Origin of the sequence: Chryseobacterium sp. MDT2-18 (genome assembly GCF_030815285.1) — a bacterium.
In the GTDB taxonomy this organism is placed as follows: Bacteria; Bacteroidota; Bacteroidia; order Flavobacteriales; family Weeksellaceae; genus Kaistella; species Kaistella salivictor.
This window is the reverse complement of sequence record NZ_JAUSWQ010000011.1, coordinates 73,751-91,058: the sequence shown is the minus strand read 5'-3', so window position 1 is coordinate 91,058 and position 17,308 is coordinate 73,751. Positions and strand designations below refer to the sequence as shown.

Genomic DNA, 17,308 nt, shown 5'->3' with positions numbered 1-17,308 from the left:
TTACCAATAAAACAATTTAATGCTGTACCAATTTGGTAAACTGTTACATTGATATATTGTTACATTATTTAGTGACTTTGGCTCCGTTAAACAATTTTCCTTCTGCAGAAACGATGTACGGTTCTTTCGCATTCAGACCGGATAAAATCTCCACTTGATCGCCGAAATGTTTTCCGGTTTTCACCCAACGAAGAATTGCAGTATTGTTTGAACTTACGGTATAAACTCCGGTTAACTGTCCGTTTTCTACCAAAGCAGATTTGGGAATCATCACACCTTCCTGGAAATCCAGATTCGTTTTTCCATTATTTTTAAAGGGGAATTGAACGTTCACAAACATTCCTGAGAGGAGATTGGCACTGTCGGAGACATTCACCTTAACCAAGTATTGTCCACCTGTGTTTGTGGACGATCTGCTGATTTCCGCAACTGTTCCGCCGACTTCCTGATTGGTTGATTTCAAGATGATTTTCACAGGCATTCCCTGTTTTATTAAAGTGATATTTTGCTCAGAAACCAATACCTGTGCCTGTAAGGCAGATGGAGATTCGATCGTCAGTAAAGGCATTCCCGGACTTGCCATATCGCCTTGTTCGGCATATTTTGCAGTAATGACTCCGGAAATGGGCGCGGTAATATTGGTGTATCTGTATTGTGCATTCACTTCACTTTTCATTGCTTGAGCCGCGTCTAATCCTGCTTTTGCCATTTCGTACCGCGCTCGCATATCATCCAATTCTTTTTGAGAAGCACTTTGGCTTTTATATAAATTAGAAAAACGGTCATAATCTTTTTTAGCACTGTTAAAATTTGCCTGTGCCTGTGAAATCTGCGCGTTGGCTTGTCCGCCTTTTGCCTGAATATCAGTGGAGTTAATGCTTACCAACAATTGTCCTGCACGCACATTTTGCCCAACTTCTGCGCGCAGTCCGGTGATATAGCCCATCATTCTGGTGCTTACATTTACAGAATTTTTGGAAACTAATTTTCCGCTTGCGGTTGCAAAAGCACCTTCAGAATTGGATTCCGGTTGATTGACGGTTACCTGAACCGGTTTTTGTGAAAGCGCTGCACCTTTTTCGTCAGCGGAACAACTCATCGATAATCCTAAAAGAAGGACGGAGTAAACTAATATTTTCATAGGTATTTTTTTTTAAAAGATGATAGATAATAGACTGATAGATAATAGATGTGAGAATTTGGATAGAAGTTGGATTTCGTCTCAATCTCATGTCTCTTAATCTCATTTCTTAGATAATAGAGATTAGTCTATTCTCTATTCGTCTTTCATCTATTCTCTATTTGTCTGATTGCTATTTTAAAAATTTATAATATTCCAAAGCCGAATTATATTCGAAAATGGCCTGCTGATATTCCAGTTCTTTTTGGGACATTTGGGTTTCGGCGGAAAGTAAATCTGATGATTTTTCTAAACCTTGACCGTATCTGTTTTTTCGGATTCTATATGCTTCACCGCTTTGTTCCCAAGATAATTTGGTGAGGGAAACTTTTCGGTCTGCATCTAAAACCTGTCGGTAAGATTTGTTGAGTTCCAACTGATTTTGTTTTTGGTATTGCTGAATTTCAGTTTGTGCTTTGGATAAATCTGCGCGGTATTTTTCCTGTTCGCTTTTCGCTTTTAAACCGTCGAAAATATTCCAGGATAATTGCAGTCCGACCAAATATCCGTTGGCATTAAACTGATAGGGCTTGTTGTCATGTAATTCAAAACTGCCGAATGCATTTAATTTGGGTAAGAATTTCGCTTCCGATGATTTGATGAGATAATGGTATGCTTCCAAAGATTTCTCATACGCCTGCAAATCTTTTCTGTTCACATTCAGTTGCGGATTTTCTTCTACAATATTTTCCTGATAAGAGAATTCGTCCTGAGGTTTAAGAACTTTATTGTTAGAATCTTCGTTCAACAAAAAATAGAGATAATCAGATGTATTTCTCACATTGGATTTCGCATATTGAATTTGGCTTTCGATTTCGGAAACTCTTACCTCCATGTACAGAACTTCTGATTTTTGTATCATGCCGTTTTTGTAATAATTGTCGATGACTTTTTTATTGGCAAGTGTGGTTTGTCTGGCTTTTTCCAAAACATTAACCACTTTATAAGCCATTTGCAGTTGCAGATAGGCTTTATTCAAATCGAACTGAAGATATTCTTTGGTTCGTTCTGCTTTTATTTTTAAAACATCTACCTGAACTTCGCCCGCTTTTTTCCGATAAACGGCATCTTTATTAAAAATCGGTTGCTGAACTTCCAGTTTCGTGGCGAAATTGAAAATATTATCTGGATTGTTGAGTTTTGCCGGATCAAAATCCATCATCGTAATGCGCTCCTGATTCAGTTTTGAACCAAATGCCATCAATGGATTATTGGTGGAAATTCCCGTGTAAGAAGCGGTTACATTAGGCAAATACATCGCTCTGGTTTCCAGTAAACTTGCTTTTGCAGCATTCACTTCATCGTTGGCTAATTTTACCGATAAATTTTGTCCTTCAATTCGGGCTTCCAAATCTTTTTTAGAAATCTGAAGAGTATCCTGACCAAAAATTTGGGTAGAAATAAAGAGTAAAAACAATAATTTTTTCATAAATCTTAATTTGATGACAAAAGTAAGACTGTGAAAAATCCTGTACAGTGATGTTTATCACAAAGCCCATTAATAAAGAAATTTTGCTGGTTTCATATTGGATGAAAAAACAAAACCCCGACTTCTCGAGGTTTTATTTCTATCATTGATAAGATGTGTTTTTAAAGAGTGACGATTGTAGTTTTCATTGTGACTTTCGACTTTATTGAATTGGAGATCAAGCAATGCTGCTCAGATTTTTGTAAAACACGTTCTGCTTTTTCACGTTCGCTTTCATTCGCAATAGTAACAGTTGGTTCCAAAATAACTTCTGTCATTAGGAATTTTCCTTCTATTTGCTCCAGTTTTCCGTGTGATTTGCACGTGAAACCTGTGAACTCTAATTTGGAATTTTCCGCGATAGATAAAAATGTGGTCATCAGGCAACTTGCAACTGCAGAAGTGAACAAATGTTCGGGAGACCAAATTCCTTCCACGCCTTTTGGGAATTGCGGTGGAGTAGCGATTTCTACGGTTGTGGAAAGTTCCGGTGAAGACATTTCTCCCTGCCGGTCTTTCGACCAGGTAATATCTACGTTATATAAATGAGGTTCCATTTTTTTAAATTTTACTGTTTAAACTTGCCCAACCGCCGCCGTTATGAACATCGGTATAGCCATTTTTTACAAGCAGCGTTTTTGCAGAAGCACTTCTCATTCCAGAAGCGCAACACGTGATGATGGTTTTGTTTTTGTCTTTCAATCTCGATAGATTTTTCAGAAGTTGATCTACAGGAATGTTGATGGAATTCTTGATATGACCGCCGGCAAATTCTTCTTTACTGCGCACATCTACAATGACAGCCCCGTTCTTTATAAGGTCTGCGTAATCTGTTTTATTGAATCCGAAAAGTTGATTAATGGTGTCTAACATAATTTTGTGTTTTTGATTGATTTAATAATGCAAATTTAAGTCAGAGAAATTGAGGCTACAGTAATCTACATCACAGAAGCTTAAATTTTTTACCGCAAAAGAAACAAAAGTTCAGGTTGAAAATTTAGTTATTCAAAAGTCTGCAAAAGCGAAATAAAGATCTACACTACCTTTTCTTTCTTTTGGAGTGCTTAAAATCCAATGTTTTCTTTTGCCTCTTTTGCGGTAGAAAATTTGTCGTCCAATCAAAGAAGTTCAATTTTATTTCTGGAAAGGATAAGGAGATGTTCCTTTTCCATCTGTTTCAGCACGCGGCTTGTTGTTTCGCGCGTAATTCCCAATTCATCAGCAAGTTGTTGATGGGTGACAGAAATTTCTTTAGACTTATATAACTGCACTTTTTGTTTGATAAGGTGTAAAAGACGGGTATCTATTTTCTGGAAAGCCACTGAATTGACCACATCCAAAAGTTCTTCAAAACGTTTTTGGTAAAGATCAAAAATAAATTCGGTCCAGTCCGGATATTTTTTCACCCATTCTTTGGCTTTATCTGCAGGAATCAGCATGATATCCGCATCTTCTTCTACGACGGCTTTTATTTTAGAAGTTTCATTTTTCATCCCTGAAAGAATGGAAACGATGCAGCTTTCGCCCGGTGTTAAATAATAGAGCAGGATTTCACGGCCGTCTTCTTCAGTTCTGATGACTTTAATGCTTCCGGAAAGCACCACCGGAATATTTTTGATGTACGAATCCATATTCACTATCGTTTCACCTGCTTTGAAATGTTTGAGGTTACCGGATTCTTCAATTTCTCTTACTAAATCTGACTGGAAAATATCTTTTAAAACCATGGTATAAAGTTAACTAAATTTCTGATTTTAAATTTTGGTATAAAATTCACCGGTTCTTATGATTTTAAACTGAAAAGTATTTGTTTAATATCTATTATATGCCTATGTGATTTTGCGTTTTCGCTATGGAATTCAGGTTTTTAGCGATTTTTAAAGAGTTTTTCAAAAAGAAATTGACTAAAAAGAGGTGATAATTAGTTAATTTTTATATTTTTGAAAATCTTAAAAAATATAAAATGTCAAATCTTTGGAGAACCAAACCGCTGAGCCAGCTTTTGTCAGAATCTGACGAGACTTCAGACGGATTGAAAAAAACATTGTCTTCCGCTTCTTTGGTGGCGCTGGGAATCGGTGCCATTATTGGTGCCGGATTATTCTCAATCACCGGGCTTGCGGCAGCTAATTACGCCGGACCCGGAATCATGATTTCCTTTATTATCGCAGCTATTGGTTGTGCTTTTGCCGGATTGTGTTACGCAGAATTTGCCTCAATGATCCCTGTTGCAGGAAGCGCTTATACCTATTCGTATGCCACGATGGGTGAATTTATTGCCTGGATTATCGGCTGGGATTTAGTCCTCGAATATGCGGTAGGAGCAGCAACTGTAGCCTCGAGCTGGTCGGGATATCTCGGGAAATTCTTTTCCAGTTTTGGAGTTTCGCTTCCCAATAATTTAATGATGACACCCTTTGACAGTTACATTGTCGATGGCGTAGCTCACACAGGTTTAATCAATCTGCCGGCTGTTTTCATTGTAAGCATTATGTCCTTGATTTTAATTAAGGGAACGAGTGAATCTGCATTCGTAAATACTTTAATAGTAATTCTTAAAGTTTCTATTGTAATTATCTTTATTGTAGTAGGATGGAAATACGTAAAGGCAGAAAACCTAACTCCGCTAATTCCTGAAAACACCGGGAAATTTGGTGAATATGGCTGGTCTGGAATCATTCGGGCCGCAGCAGTCGTATTCTTTGCCTATATTGGTTTTGATGCAGTTTCAACCGCTGCACAGGAAACCAAAGATCCGAAAAAATCGATGCCGATCGGGATTATGGGATCCCTCCTTATCTGTACCGTGCTGTATATTATTTTCGCGTACGTAATGGTAGGGGTTGTGAACTATAAAGCATTTACTGCCGGTGGTGGTGGCGATCATTTAGCGCCGGTTGCAATTGCCATCGAAGCAATGGGAAGTGTAGTGAACGGAACAATGGTTCCTGCATACCCATGGTTGAACACCACGATTATCTTAGCGATTTTGTTGGGGTATTCATCGGTGATTTTAGTAATGTTGATGGGGCAAAGCCGTGTCTTCTACTCGATGAGTAAAGATGGTTTGTTGCCAAAAGTTTTCAGTGAAGTTCATGCAAAATTCAGAACTCCTTATAAATCCAATCTTTTCTTCTTGGTTTTCGTAAGTTTATTTGCAGCTTTCGTACCCGGCAGAGTAGTGGGTGAAATGACCAGTATCGGAACTTTATTTGCCTTTATTCTGGTTTGTGTAGGAGTATTGGTTTTAAGAAAAACTCAGCCAGATGCGCCGCGTGCCTTCAGAACGCCGCTGGTTCCTTTGATTCCGGTTTTAGGTGTCTTGGTGTGTCTTGGTATGATGGTTTTCTTACCGTTTGATACCTGGATTCGTTTGGTATGTTGGATGATGATCGGTTTGGATGTTTATCTCTATCGTGGAATTAAGAACTCTATTTTAGGAAAACAAAATAACACGACTGACGATCCGAAAAATTATTCTGTAACTGCTATTTCGGGTATTTTCTTAGTTGTACTTCTGGCAGTATTGGCTTATCTGCATCACCAGAATGCAGAGGTTGATGACAGTGGTCTTATCATGTTCTCTATAGGAATGCTTATTGTTCACACTATTTTATATGGATATTATTTCTTTAAATACAAAAAGTAATATCAAGATATAAAATATAATAAAAGATTTCCCGTCATTTTTTGGCGGGATTTTTTTTGGTTAAAACTTAAATTCGTAACTGTTTTCCCCATCAGATTTTTTTTCAGAGCTAAATCCCAGTCAGATTCAATTTAATTATAATTCTCGATGAAAATCTTAATTTCCCTTAATCTCTTAACGTTAAAAAAATACTCGGCATTTTTTACTATTTTTGATTAAATTAAATATCCATGAAAAAAGCTTTCGGTTTCCTGCTGTTTCTTTTATGTTTAAACTTCCACTTTGCTCAAAAAGTAAAATTTGAAACCTTGTTAAAAGATAATATCTCCATTCGCGCCTTGCAGATTTACGATGGAAAAGTTTGGTATTCCGGAACGTATTCTAAATTTGGATATGTCAGTTTAAAGGATTCTGCGGATAAAAAGCAAATAAGACTGTCTGGTGAGAATTTGCAGTTTCGCACCTTAGCGCAGAATCATGCTTACTTTTACTGCATCAATATTGAAAGTCCTGCTTACTTTTTTAGAATTGATAAGTCGACGATGAAACCGGAAGTGGTGCATACCGATAGCGCGAAAAACGCTTTTTATGACGCTCTGCATTTTCACGGTAATTATTTTTATACTTTCAGCGATCCTGAAGAGAATTTAAAATTGAAGTTTGCAAGATTCACCGGCAATGTAAATTTTAATATTAATTATCTTAATAAAGAGCTTTTGGATTTGAAAAAAGGAGAAGCTGCTTTTGCTGCAAGCAATACCAATATAGCCTCTTCTAAGAAAAATATTTGGATAGCCACAGGCGGAATGGCGTCTCGAATAATAAAGATGAATTTGAAAACAGGGAAAATTCAGTTATACGAAACCCCTTTCATTCAGGGAACTTCTTCCCAAGGAATCTATTCTATCGATTTTTATGATCAAAATTTCGGAATCGCTGTTGGAGGAGATTATACCAAACAAGCAGAAAATATTAATAATATCGCTACGACAAACGATGGCGGAAGAACCTGGCAGATTCAAGCTTCCGGAAAAAATGGAGGCTATAAAACCTGCGTAAAATTCCGACCGAAATCGAAAGGAAAAGATATGCTCGCTGTTGGTGATCAAAATATCGAATTTTCTGATGATTACGGTAAAACCTGGAAAACCATTTCAGAGGAAAAAGGACTGTATGTTTGCGAGTGGACCGATGAGAATACGGCTGTTTTTGCAGGAAAAAACAGGATTGTGAAGATGAAGTTCAGTGAGAGTCTTTAGTGATTATCCTACTTTTTAAAACTGTCAAAACTCATCTGTAATATTCACAAGTTCTATTTCATAATTCGACCACTCTTAACTTATTTCGTATTTTTGCAAAATGAAATTTCAAAATGAATTTCATAAATATTTGTAAAAAACATACTTTCAAATGAATTCTTTAATTGATAAATATAATATTCCCGGACCGCGTTATACTTCTTATCCAACCGTTCCTTTTTGGGATGATGCCAGTTTTACCAGCGATCTTTGGCAACAGTCTGTCCTGAGAACTTTTAATGAAACCAACGATTCCGAAGGGATTTCCATTTATATTCACTTGCCGTTTTGTGAGCAGTTGTGTACGTTCTGTGCCTGTCACAAAAGAATTACCAAGCAACATTCTGTCGAAACTCCTTATCTGGAAACGGTTCTGAAAGAGTGGGATTTATATGTGAAATTATTTGGTAGAACGCCAAAAATTAAGGAACTCCATTTAGGTGGCGGAACACCCACTTTTTTTTCTCCCGAAAATTTAAGAATTCTACTGGAAGGAATTTTTGCTAAAGCAGAAATTGCCGAGCATCCGGAATTCTCTTTTGAAGGACATCCGAATAATACGACACGTGAGCATTTGCAGACTTTATATGATTTAGGTTTCCGAAGAGCCAGTTTCGGGGTGCAGGATTATGATCTTCAGGTTCAGAAAGCGATCAACAGAATTCAGCCTTTTGAAAATGTGAAAAAGGTAACCGAAATGGCGCGTGAAATAGGCTATAAAGGAGTTTCCCACGATTTGGTTTTCGGTCTGCCATTTCATACCTGGGAGAAAATGGAATATACGATCCGCAAAACTTTGGAATTAAAACCGGACCGTTTAGCGTTCTATTCTTACGCCCATGTTCCCTGGATTAAAGGCGTTGGACAAAGAGGTTTCGACGAAAACGACTTGCCAAGCGGTGAAGAAAAAAGAAAATTATACACCAACGGAAAAAAGCTGTTGGAAGAATTAGGCTATATCGAAGTCGGAATGGATCACTTCGCTTTGGAACACGATGACCTTTATCAATCTATGGTTTCCGGCGATATTCACCGAAATTTTATGGGATATTCTTCAAGTAAAACCCAGTTAATGGTTGGGTTGGGAATGTCTGCAATTTCAGATTCCTGGTATGCTTTCGCCCAGAATAATAAAAGTGTAGAGGAATATCAGAAAATCGTAGAAGAAGGAATTATTCCTGTGGTAAAAGGACACGTTTTGAATCAGGAAGATTTGATTATCAGGAAACATATTCTGAATTTAATGTGCCGGTTAGAAACTTCCTGGGATTTGCAGACTTCTTTCCCCGAAATCGAAAATGCGCTGGAAGCCTTAAAAGAAATGGAAACCGATGGCTTGGTAGAAATATCTGACAACACCATTAAAATCACCGAAAAAGGCCGCGCTTTTACCCGAAATGTGGCGATGACTTTTGATTTAAGAATGATGCGGAACAAACCCGAAACAAGGATTTTTTCGATGACGATATAATTTGATATTAAAATTTAAACCTAAAGCGACCTTAAAAGTCGCTTTTTTCATTACCTGAAAATTAAAAGTTTTGATTTTTGTTTTTTAAAGCTTTATTATGGGCGCATCTGTGGTTTTTCGACGAAATATTAATTATCTTTACGAAAAGAAGTTAAATTTCACCTTAAATAATGATCATAACAAACAGCGTTTTAGACGATATCCCCGAAATTTTCAGACTTTATAAATTCGCAACCGATTATCAAAAAATCACCTTTCCCGGAAATGTCTGGCCGGAATTTGATAAAGATTTTATTGCGACTGAAGTACTGGAAAACCGGCAGTTCAAGTTAATCATTGATAATAAAATTGCCTGCATTTGGGCGATTACTTATAATGATCCGCAGATTTGGGAGGAGCGGGAAAACAATGATGCCATCTACCTGCACCGGATCGCGACGAATCCTGATTTCAGAGGAAATAATTTTGTGAAGATCATCGCCGACTGGTCAAAAGAATTTGCCGAAAAAGAAAATAAAAAATTTGTAAGAATGGATACCTGTGGACAAAACGATCGCTTAATCAGTCATTATAAAAATTGCGGATTCAATTTTTTAGGAATGAAAAAGTTAAAAGATTCTTCTGACCTGCAGGAACATTATCAAAATGCCGACGTGTGTTATTTTGAGATCAAACTGTAATAATCAATCGATTTGCTTGAGGAGATTTTTAATTATTTAGTTTCATTTACAAGGTATTGAATCCGAAATCTTCAGCTTCTTTCTACCTTTTTAAGTAAAACAGTAGTTTTTTTTGAGATGAAAACATATAAAATATTCAATAATGGAAACCAGAATAAATATCTCAAAAGTAGATCCCAAGGCGTACGCAGCCATGATCGGACTTGAAAAATATCTTGCCCAAAGTGGTTTGGATAAGATGCTTTACGAACTTATTAAAACCAGAGCCTCGCAAATAAATGGCTGCGCATTCTGCATTAATATGCATACGCGTGACGCTATGAAATTGGGTGAAACCTCACAAAGATTATTTTTATTGGATGCCTGGCGGGAAACCGACCTTTTTACAGAGAAAGAAAGGGCAGTTTTGGCGTTAACAGAAGCGATGACCTTGATTACAGAAGGTCATGTTCCAGATCCGGTTTATAAAAATGCCGAAGAACATTTAACACCCAATGAATTGGCTGCGGTCATCATGGCAGTTGTCGCCATCAATGGTTGGAACAGAATAGCGATTACTACAAGAACACCTTTAGATTAATCGCTTTTTTAAATACATATCAGTCGCATTGGTTTCGAATAGTTTCAAGAAACGGAATTGCACATTCGCAGGAAAATTATAAATTTTCCGAAATAAACGAGTGAAGAGAAAAGTACTGACTAAGATTGTTAGGTTTCCAACCTGCTTTTTTCGTTCTTTGCAAATTAAGAATTAAGAGGTGAGTTCCACTGAATCTCAGCCAAGAAATCAACATCAATTATGTCAACAGAAAAAAATACACAAGAAAAAATAAGACTTCATATCCGAAATAAAAATCGCGAAAGATATGATTTAGATGCCCTGAAAATAGCGGTTCCTGAATTGGCAGAACACATTACGGTTAATAAATATGGTACGGAATCGGTTGATTTTGCAAATCCTGTAGCGGTAAAATTGCTCAATAAAGCTTTACTGAATTATTATTACGGAATAAAAAACTGGGATTTCCCGGATGAAAATTTATGTCCGCCCATTCCCGGTAGAGCCGATTATCTGCATTATATGGCGGATTTGTTAGGTCAAAGTAATTTTGGTGATTTGCCGGAAGGTGATAATATCAAAGTTTTAGATATTGGTGTTGGCGCGAGTTGTATTTATCCGGTCATCGGGGTTTCAGAATATGGCTGGGATTTTATTGGGTCAGATATTGATCCGCAGTCTGCTGAATCCTCAAATAATATTGTCACTTCAAATCCATCGTTGGAAGGGAAAATCGAAGTCCGTTTACAGGAAAATCCGAAAGCTTTTTTTGAAGGAATTTTAAGTAACGGGGAGAAAATAGACTTCTCGATGTGCAATCCTCCCTTTCATTCTTCCACTGAGGAAGCCCAAAAAGGAAGTCATCGAAAAGTGAAAAATCTAAAAGGTAAAAAAATAGAAAGACCTGCACTTAATTTTGGCGGCATCAGCAGTGAATTGATTTGTGAAGGAGGCGAATCCAGGTTCATTCACGATATGATTACCGAAAGTCAGAAATTTGCAGAGAACTGTTTTTGGTTTTCGACTTTGGTGTCAAAACAATCGAATCTGAAAGGGATTTATAAAGCCTTAAATGAAATGGAAGTTGCCCAAATTAAAACCATTCCCATCGGAACAGGCAATAAATCGAGTCGAATTATCGCGTGGTCTTTCCTGTCGAAAGAAGAGCAAAAAGAGTGGCGGGAAATGAGATGGAGAAAAACAGAAGATAGATAGGATATTAGCTTTTTTTCGTTTCATCTGTTTGATAATTAGCAGTGATTTAAGCATTAACAAAAAGATTCATGTCTTATAACTTACACGACCAAACTTTTCACAAAATAGATTTCACACAAAAACCTTTAATTAAAGGTGAATATGAAAACTGCCTTTTCACGAACTGCAATTTTGAGGAGGTAAATCTTACTGAATTTAAATTTGTTGACTGTGAATTCCGGGATTGCAACTGGAGCATGGCGCTGCTGCACGGAACGGTTTTGCGGGAGGTGAAGTTCAAAGGCTGTAAAATGCTCGGCCTTCAGTTTGAAATGTGTAATGATTTTGGACTTTCTTTTTCTTTTGAAAACTGCCAATTGAATCACTCTACTTTTTTTCAGATGAATATCAAAAAAACCATCTTTAGAAATTGTCAGTTACGGGAAATCGATTTTTCAGAATCCAACTTAACCGGTGTTATTTTTGACAACTGCGATCTTGCACAGGCTATTTTTGTACACAGTATTTTAGAAAAAGCAGATTTTCGAACTGCTTACAATTATTCCATGGATCCTGAAAATAACCGTCTCAAAAAGGCGAAATTTTCAGTCCTGGGAATTTCCGGACTGCTGGACAAATATGATATTGTCATTCAGGAATAATTTTTTTTAAAAATTAAACAATCGTTTAATATGTTTGTTTTCAATTCATTATTGATTATATAGGAAAAACTTTCTGGGTTTTTCTTTTTTTTCTTTTTTACTAGCATAGTTATTGCAAGCTACCGTTTACAGAATCATCATTTTATTTTAGAAAAAAGAATGATTCTGTAATTTAACTTAAATCAAATACTATCATTATGAAAAAGCACACTCTGTTTTTAATCGCATTAATTTCCTTATTCGTAGTTTCATGTTCTACCAATACGTTTGGCGACAGTTCAAAATTGTATAATAACGCATGGGAACTGGAATATATCACCGGACCCAGAATTGCTTTCCAGGGATTATTTCCGGATGAAAAACCTGCGGTTACTTTCAATAAATCAACAAACACGGTTAACGGAACAACAGGTTGCAATGGTTATAACACCGACTTTAAGTTGAATGGGAATAAGATTTCGTTTGCTGATCCCGGTATCACTACCCTGAGATATTGTGGTGACGGCGAAGTGTTTTTCTTAAAAGGGATGAAAGGGATTACCAGTTACAGAATTACTGACGAAGGTAAATTGGAACTTTTGATGAACGACGTTGTCATGATGAGATTTAAAAAATCAATGATAAAAAAACAATAATGATATTTTCTTTAAAGATCATTCAAACCAAAAAAAAGCAAGATTAATTTCTTGCTTTTTTTGGTTTAAAAATAGGGGATAATTTCTCCTATTTTAATTGTTAGATTAGACTAACTTTTGTAGTTTTGCCATTATAACTTAAATATATTTTAATGAAAAGAAGATTATTATCTTTTGGATGTTTGATAGCAACAGGTTTTTACTTTGCGCAACATTCATCCATTACAGGGCAAATTACAGGAGGAGGAATTCTAAAACCTGCCGTCGGTGTTGATCTGGAAGGAACAGATTATTCTACATTTTCGGACAGTTCGGGCGTTTTTAGATTTAGCGAAATTCCATCGGGCCACTATAAAGTAAGAGTGAAATTAAATGATTTTCAGCCTTTTTACAAAGAGGTGGTCATCAAAGAAAATGACAGTTTAACTTTAGATATTAATTTAAAACCCACCGACAGAGGTTCTGATATTGAAGATGTCGTAATCACCGGAACGCTGAAATCGGTAAGAAGATCGGACAGTCCGGTCACGATAGAAGTTTATTCTCCGGCTTATTTTAAGAAAAACCCAACACCCAATATTTTCGATGCTTTACAAAATGTAAATGGCGTAAGACCACAGCTGAATTGTAATATCTGTTCCACCGGAGATATTCACATCAATGGTTTGGAAGGTCCATATACCATGGTTTTGATTGATGGGATGCCGATCGTCAGTTCTCTCGGAACTGTTTACGGAATGTCTGGGATTCCTAATTCTTTGGTAGAAAGAATTGAAATTGTAAAAGGCCCTGCGTCTTCTCTTTACGGAAGCGAAGCGGTTGGTGGCTTGATCAATGTGATCACGAAAAACCCGCACACTGCGCCGTTGTTTAGTGCCGATCTTTTTTCGACCACTTGGGGCGAATACAATTTGGATGTCGGTTTTAAATTCAATGCAGGTAAAAAAGCAAAAGTCCTCACCGGAATTAATTACTTTAATTATCAAAATAAAATCGATAATAACAACGACAATTTTACCGATGTCACTTTACAGGATCGAATTTCCCTTTTCCAGAAATGGAATTTCCAACGGAAAGAAAACCGGCTGTTTTCCATAGCTACAAGATATATGTATGAAGAACGTTGGGGCGGCGATATGCGCTGGAATAAATCCTATCGTGGAGGTGATGAGATTTATGGTGAAAGTATTTACACCAGCCGTACCGAATTTTTTGGAAGCTACCAGTTGCCTGTCAATGAGAAAATTTTTTTGGGATTTTCTTTTGTAAATCATGATCAGGACAGCCGTTACGGGGAAACATTTTATATCGCGAACCAAAAAATTGCCTTCAGTCAGCTGAATTGGGATAAAAAAGCAGGAAATCATGATCTGCTTTTTGGTGCAGCGATGCGATATACTTATTATGACGACAATACGGCCGGAACTTCAACGATTCTGGGCGAAAACAAACCCGAAAAAACTTATCTTCCCGGAGTTTTTATTCAGGATGAAATCCGTTTAGCAGAAAATCATCAGTTGCTTTTAGGTTTCAGATACGATTATAATAATATCCACAGAAATATTTTTACACCGCGAATGGCTTATAAATGGTCTGTCGATCAGAATAATATTTTAAGACTTAATGCGGGAACGGGATTTCGTGTGGTGAACCTTTTTACCGAAGATCATGCTGCTTTAACCGGGGCGAGAAATGTTGTGGTTTTAAACGATTTGAAACCTGAAAAATCTTATAACATCAACCTTAATTACACTAAAAAAATGTATTTCGGTTCAGGCTCTCATATTGCTTTGGATGCGAGTGCTTTTTACACTTATTTTACCAACAGAATCGTTCCCGATTACGAAACCAACACGTCTCAAATCATCTATGATAATATTGGTGGAAATGCAGTCAGCAAAGGATTTAGTTTAAATGCCAATCTTAATTTTGCGAATGGTTTAAAGTTTATTATGGGTGGAACAGCAATGGAAAATACCATCACCGACAACGGAATCACAGAACATCAGATTTTAACAGAGAAATTCATGGGGATCTGGGCGGTTTCCTATAAAATAAGAGCATGGAAAACGGCCATCGATTATACGGGAAATATCTCTAGTCCCATGCGTTTACCTTTGTTAGGGCAATTAGATCCCAGAAAACGGTATTCACCGTGGTGGAGTATTCAGAATATTCAGTTTACTTATGAGGGTTTTCAGAAATTTGAAATCTATGCTGGTGTTAAAAATATTTTAAACTGGACGCCGAATAAGGGAACCCCGTTTATTATTTCCAGAGCCAACGATCCTTTTAACAAACAGGTAAAATTTGATTCCAGTGGCCAAGTGGTCGCAACACCCGATAATCCTTATGCCTTAACGTTTGATCCCAATTATGTGTACGCGCCCAATCAGGGAATCCGTTCTTTTCTCGGAGTTAGATTTACGTTTAAATAAAATCATGAAACCACTATCAACTTTTCAAAAATCAAGTTCTGTTGTCTTAATTTTTTGGGGCTTAATGATGACGTTTTCACAAACGAAAAAGCATCCGTTGGAACGTGCAGAAGAATTGCAGAAAACCGAACAGAAAACCGTAGTGGTTTTTGTTCATACCGACTGGTGCAACTACTGTCAAGCGATGCAAAACGCTACTTTTAAAGATGAAGAAGTACAGAAAATCTTAAATGAAAACTTCTATTTTGTGGATATTAATGGTGAAGAAAAAGCAGAAATTTACTTTGCAGGAACTGTTTTTAAATACCAGCCAACAGGGATAAATACAGGTCATCACCAATTGGCTGACTCGTTAGGTAATATTGATGGACAGCTTTCTTATCCGACTTTGGTGATTTTAAATCCAAAGAATGAAATTGTATTGCAATACACTGGTTTTTTAACTGCCGCAGAAATACTTAAATTATTAAAAAAAATAAATGATGACTAAATATTTATGGAAACAGAAGGTTAATTAAGATTAATTTAACTTTCATTGTTCGGATCTTGGTTAAATTTTCCCTAATTTTGAATGAATATAAATAATTGAAATTATGGCAGATATTACATTACAGGGCAATCCGGTTCACACAGTCGGTAACTTGCCAGAAATAGGAACCACGTTGAAAAATTTTAAACTGATCAATGTGGATTTAAAAGAAAAGACCAATGATGATTTTTCCGGCAAAAAGAAGATTTTCAATATCTTTCCAAGTATTGATACCGGTGTTTGTGCAGCTTCTGCGAGAAAATTTAATGAAGAAGCAGGAGGATTAGAAAATACTGTGGTGATCAATGTTTCCAAAGATTTGCCTTTTGCACTGAACCGCTTCTGTGCAGCAGAAGGTCTGGATCACGTGGTAAGTTTATCAGATTACCGGGGCTCTTTTGGAGATGATTTCGGAGTGAAAATTTCCGATTCCCCAATGCAAGATCTTTTGAGCCGTGCCGTAATTGTGGCTGATGAAAACGGAAAAGTAATATATACCGAACAGGTTCCCGAAATTGCACAGGAACCTAATTACGAAGCAGCTTTGAATGCTTTAAAGTAAATTGTAAAAACCAATCATAAAACTTGTCAGTAATAAACTGGCAAGTTTTTTTATTTATACCGAAAATTTTTAACTTTAAATATTTAAATAATGGATTCAATAAAAATTGAAATAACTATTCTAAAACCCGTTTCAACCGTTTGGGAACTTTTCACCCAACCCGAACATATCACCCAGTGGAATTTCGCAAGTGATGAATGGACTTGCTCCAAAGCCGAAAATGATTTACAGATCGGTGGCGAATTCAACTATAGAATGGAAGCAAAAGACCAGAGTTTCGGTTTTGATTTTAAAGGAATCTACGATGAGGTTGCTCCTTTGGAAAATATAAAATACCATTTGGAAGATGGCAGAAAAGTAGAGGTGCTATTTGAAATTGTTGATCAAAATACGACCACAGTGACCGAAATATTTGAACCGGATCCGGGCCAGCCAGAGCCCATGCAAAGGGAAGGTTGGTATGCCATTCTGGATAATTTTCATAAATATGTAGAGAATTATTAACCGCAAAGACTGCTCTGGATGAAATTTTAAAAATTATTCCGTATTTTTATAAAAAATAATCTATGGAGCCTATAACGATAAACATTACCATTCTAAAACCCATTCAAAAAGTATGGGATTATTTTTACAATGCAAAGCATATTATGAAATGGAACTTTACCACACCGAACTGGCATTGCCCCAAAGCGGTGATCGATTTTCGCGAAGGCGGATCCTTTGATTATCGCCTGGAATATAAAGATAAAAGTTTCGGTTATGATTTTTCCGGCCAAATCGTTGAAATCAGAGATTTGGAATATGTGAAAAGTATTTTAAGGGATGGCAGAACAATCGAAGTTTATTTTAATAAAATTGATGAAACCACCACTGAAGTTGTCGAAGTTTTCGAACCGGAAGAGCAATATTCCACTGAAATGCAAAGAGTAGGTTATTACGCAATTTTAGACCGTTTTCATAAATACGTTGAAAATAATTAATAA

At 36.7% G+C, this 17,308-nt stretch carries 18 protein-coding genes; 13 read left to right on the top strand and 5 right to left on the bottom strand.

Features of this window, described 5'->3' with window-relative positions; all coding sequences use genetic code 11:
* Nucleotides 1-64: 64 nt before the first annotated feature.
* The 5 genes from QF004_RS11610 to QF004_RS11590 form a co-directional block, all read right to left on the bottom strand.
* The gene (locus QF004_RS11610) at nucleotides 65-1,141 is read right to left on the bottom strand and encodes an efflux RND transporter periplasmic adaptor subunit (protein ID WP_307426482.1); all 1,077 of its coding nucleotides are present in this window, start codon (nucleotides 1,139-1,141) and stop codon (nucleotides 65-67) included.
* Nucleotides 1,142-1,313: 172 nt separating this feature from the next.
* Nucleotides 1,314-2,609: a TolC family protein gene (locus QF004_RS11605; protein ID WP_307426478.1), complete on the bottom strand. Its 1,296-nt coding sequence runs from the start codon at nucleotides 2,607-2,609 to the stop codon at nucleotides 1,314-1,316.
* Between the two features lie 161 nt (nucleotides 2,610-2,770).
* Complete coding sequence (locus QF004_RS11600; protein ID WP_307426475.1) at nucleotides 2,771-3,205, bottom strand: OsmC family protein; 435 nt, start codon at nucleotides 3,203-3,205, stop codon at nucleotides 2,771-2,773.
* Nucleotides 3,206-3,209: 4 nt separating this feature from the next.
* Entirely contained in the window at nucleotides 3,210-3,521 is a 312-nt protein-coding gene (locus QF004_RS11595) for a rhodanese-like domain-containing protein (RefSeq protein ID WP_133438563.1), read from the bottom strand.
* A 245-nt stretch (nucleotides 3,522-3,766) separates the two neighbouring features.
* The gene (locus tag QF004_RS11590; RefSeq protein ID WP_307426472.1) at nucleotides 3,767-4,375 is read right to left on the bottom strand and encodes a Crp/Fnr family transcriptional regulator; all 609 of its coding nucleotides are present in this window, start codon (nucleotides 4,373-4,375) and stop codon (nucleotides 3,767-3,769) included.
* 236 nt (nucleotides 4,376-4,611) lie between these two features.
* Between QF004_RS11590 and QF004_RS11585 the strand changes: the two genes are divergently transcribed.
* From QF004_RS11585 to QF004_RS11525, 13 genes are all read left to right on the top strand, one after another.
* Nucleotides 4,612-6,297: an amino acid permease gene (locus QF004_RS11585; protein WP_133438561.1), complete on the top strand. Its 1,686-nt coding sequence runs from the start codon at nucleotides 4,612-4,614 to the stop codon at nucleotides 6,295-6,297.
* Nucleotides 6,298-6,527: 230 nt separating this feature from the next.
* On the top strand, nucleotides 6,528-7,556 hold the full coding sequence (locus QF004_RS11580; protein WP_307426467.1) for a glycosyl hydrolase: 1,029 nt from the start codon (nucleotides 6,528-6,530) through the stop codon (nucleotides 7,554-7,556).
* Nucleotides 7,557-7,707: 151 nt separating this feature from the next.
* Complete coding sequence (gene hemN, locus QF004_RS11575; protein ID WP_307426464.1) at nucleotides 7,708-9,066, top strand: oxygen-independent coproporphyrinogen III oxidase; 1,359 nt, start codon at nucleotides 7,708-7,710, stop codon at nucleotides 9,064-9,066.
* Nucleotides 9,067-9,236: 170 nt separating this feature from the next.
* Nucleotides 9,237-9,746, top strand: a complete 510-nt coding sequence (locus tag QF004_RS11570) for a GNAT family N-acetyltransferase (protein WP_307426461.1) — start codon at nucleotides 9,237-9,239, stop codon at nucleotides 9,744-9,746.
* A 142-nt stretch (nucleotides 9,747-9,888) separates the two neighbouring features.
* Entirely contained in the window at nucleotides 9,889-10,326 is a 438-nt protein-coding gene (locus tag QF004_RS11565; protein ID WP_307426459.1) for a carboxymuconolactone decarboxylase family protein, read from the top strand.
* 219 nt (nucleotides 10,327-10,545) lie between these two features.
* The gene (gene rlmF / locus QF004_RS11560; protein WP_307426456.1) at nucleotides 10,546-11,520 is read left to right on the top strand and encodes a 23S rRNA (adenine(1618)-N(6))-methyltransferase RlmF; all 975 of its coding nucleotides are present in this window, start codon (nucleotides 10,546-10,548) and stop codon (nucleotides 11,518-11,520) included.
* Between the two features lie 68 nt (nucleotides 11,521-11,588).
* Nucleotides 11,589-12,161 carry a pentapeptide repeat-containing protein gene (locus QF004_RS11555; protein ID WP_307426453.1) on the top strand — a complete coding sequence of 191 codons (573 nt, stop codon included), beginning with the start codon at nucleotides 11,589-11,591 and terminating at the stop codon, nucleotides 12,159-12,161.
* A 197-nt stretch (nucleotides 12,162-12,358) separates the two neighbouring features.
* Nucleotides 12,359-12,796, top strand: coding sequence for an META domain-containing protein (locus tag QF004_RS11550; RefSeq protein WP_307426450.1), 438 nt, complete (start codon nucleotides 12,359-12,361; stop codon nucleotides 12,794-12,796).
* A gap of 152 nt (nucleotides 12,797-12,948) precedes the next feature.
* Nucleotides 12,949-15,234, top strand: a complete 2,286-nt coding sequence (locus QF004_RS11545; RefSeq protein ID WP_307426447.1) for a TonB-dependent receptor — start codon at nucleotides 12,949-12,951, stop codon at nucleotides 15,232-15,234.
* A gap of 4 nt (nucleotides 15,235-15,238) precedes the next feature.
* On the top strand, nucleotides 15,239-15,724 hold the full coding sequence (locus tag QF004_RS11540; RefSeq protein WP_307426445.1) for a thioredoxin family protein: 486 nt from the start codon (nucleotides 15,239-15,241) through the stop codon (nucleotides 15,722-15,724).
* A gap of 103 nt (nucleotides 15,725-15,827) precedes the next feature.
* A complete protein-coding gene (gene tpx, locus QF004_RS11535; RefSeq protein WP_307426442.1) occupies nucleotides 15,828-16,325 on the top strand; it encodes a thiol peroxidase in 498 nt (165 codons plus the stop codon).
* Between the two features lie 90 nt (nucleotides 16,326-16,415).
* The gene (locus tag QF004_RS11530) at nucleotides 16,416-16,829 is read left to right on the top strand and encodes an SRPBCC domain-containing protein (protein ID WP_307426439.1); all 414 of its coding nucleotides are present in this window, start codon (nucleotides 16,416-16,418) and stop codon (nucleotides 16,827-16,829) included.
* A 62-nt stretch (nucleotides 16,830-16,891) separates the two neighbouring features.
* Complete coding sequence (locus QF004_RS11525; RefSeq protein WP_307426436.1) at nucleotides 16,892-17,305, top strand: SRPBCC domain-containing protein; 414 nt, start codon at nucleotides 16,892-16,894, stop codon at nucleotides 17,303-17,305.
* Nucleotides 17,306-17,308: the final 3 nt, after the last annotated feature.

Coding starts and splice junctions, on each gene's coding strand:
- tpx (WP_307426442.1), top strand. CDS start 15,828: ATGGCAGATATTACATTACAGGGCAATCCGGTTCACACAGTCGGTAAC.
- QF004_RS11580 (WP_307426467.1), top strand. CDS start 6,528: ATGAAAAAAGCTTTCGGTTTCCTGCTGTTTCTTTTATGTTTAAACTTC.
- QF004_RS11550 (WP_307426450.1), top strand. CDS start 12,359: ATGAAAAAGCACACTCTGTTTTTAATCGCATTAATTTCCTTATTCGTA.
- QF004_RS11590 (WP_307426472.1), bottom strand. CDS start 4,375: ATGGTTTTAAAAGATATTTTCCAGTCAGATTTAGTAAGAGAAATTGAA.
- QF004_RS11610 (WP_307426482.1), bottom strand. CDS start 1,141: ATGAAAATATTAGTTTACTCCGTCCTTCTTTTAGGATTATCGATGAGT.
- QF004_RS11570 (WP_307426461.1), top strand. CDS start 9,237: ATGATCATAACAAACAGCGTTTTAGACGATATCCCCGAAATTTTCAGA.
- rlmF (WP_307426456.1), top strand. CDS start 10,546: ATGTCAACAGAAAAAAATACACAAGAAAAAATAAGACTTCATATCCGA.
- QF004_RS11555 (WP_307426453.1), top strand. CDS start 11,589: ATGTCTTATAACTTACACGACCAAACTTTTCACAAAATAGATTTCACA.
- QF004_RS11525 (WP_307426436.1), top strand. CDS start 16,892: ATGGAGCCTATAACGATAAACATTACCATTCTAAAACCCATTCAAAAA.
- QF004_RS11605 (WP_307426478.1), bottom strand. CDS start 2,609: ATGAAAAAATTATTGTTTTTACTCTTTATTTCTACCCAAATTTTTGGT.
- QF004_RS11540 (WP_307426445.1), top strand. CDS start 15,239: ATGAAACCACTATCAACTTTTCAAAAATCAAGTTCTGTTGTCTTAATT.
- QF004_RS11585 (WP_133438561.1), top strand. CDS start 4,612: ATGTCAAATCTTTGGAGAACCAAACCGCTGAGCCAGCTTTTGTCAGAA.
- hemN (WP_307426464.1), top strand. CDS start 7,708: ATGAATTCTTTAATTGATAAATATAATATTCCCGGACCGCGTTATACT.
- QF004_RS11530 (WP_307426439.1), top strand. CDS start 16,416: ATGGATTCAATAAAAATTGAAATAACTATTCTAAAACCCGTTTCAACC.
- QF004_RS11595 (WP_133438563.1), bottom strand. CDS start 3,521: ATGTTAGACACCATTAATCAACTTTTCGGATTCAATAAAACAGATTAC.
- QF004_RS11565 (WP_307426459.1), top strand. CDS start 9,889: ATGGAAACCAGAATAAATATCTCAAAAGTAGATCCCAAGGCGTACGCA.
- QF004_RS11600 (WP_307426475.1), bottom strand. CDS start 3,205: ATGGAACCTCATTTATATAACGTAGATATTACCTGGTCGAAAGACCGG.
- QF004_RS11545 (WP_307426447.1), top strand. CDS start 12,949: ATGAAAAGAAGATTATTATCTTTTGGATGTTTGATAGCAACAGGTTTT.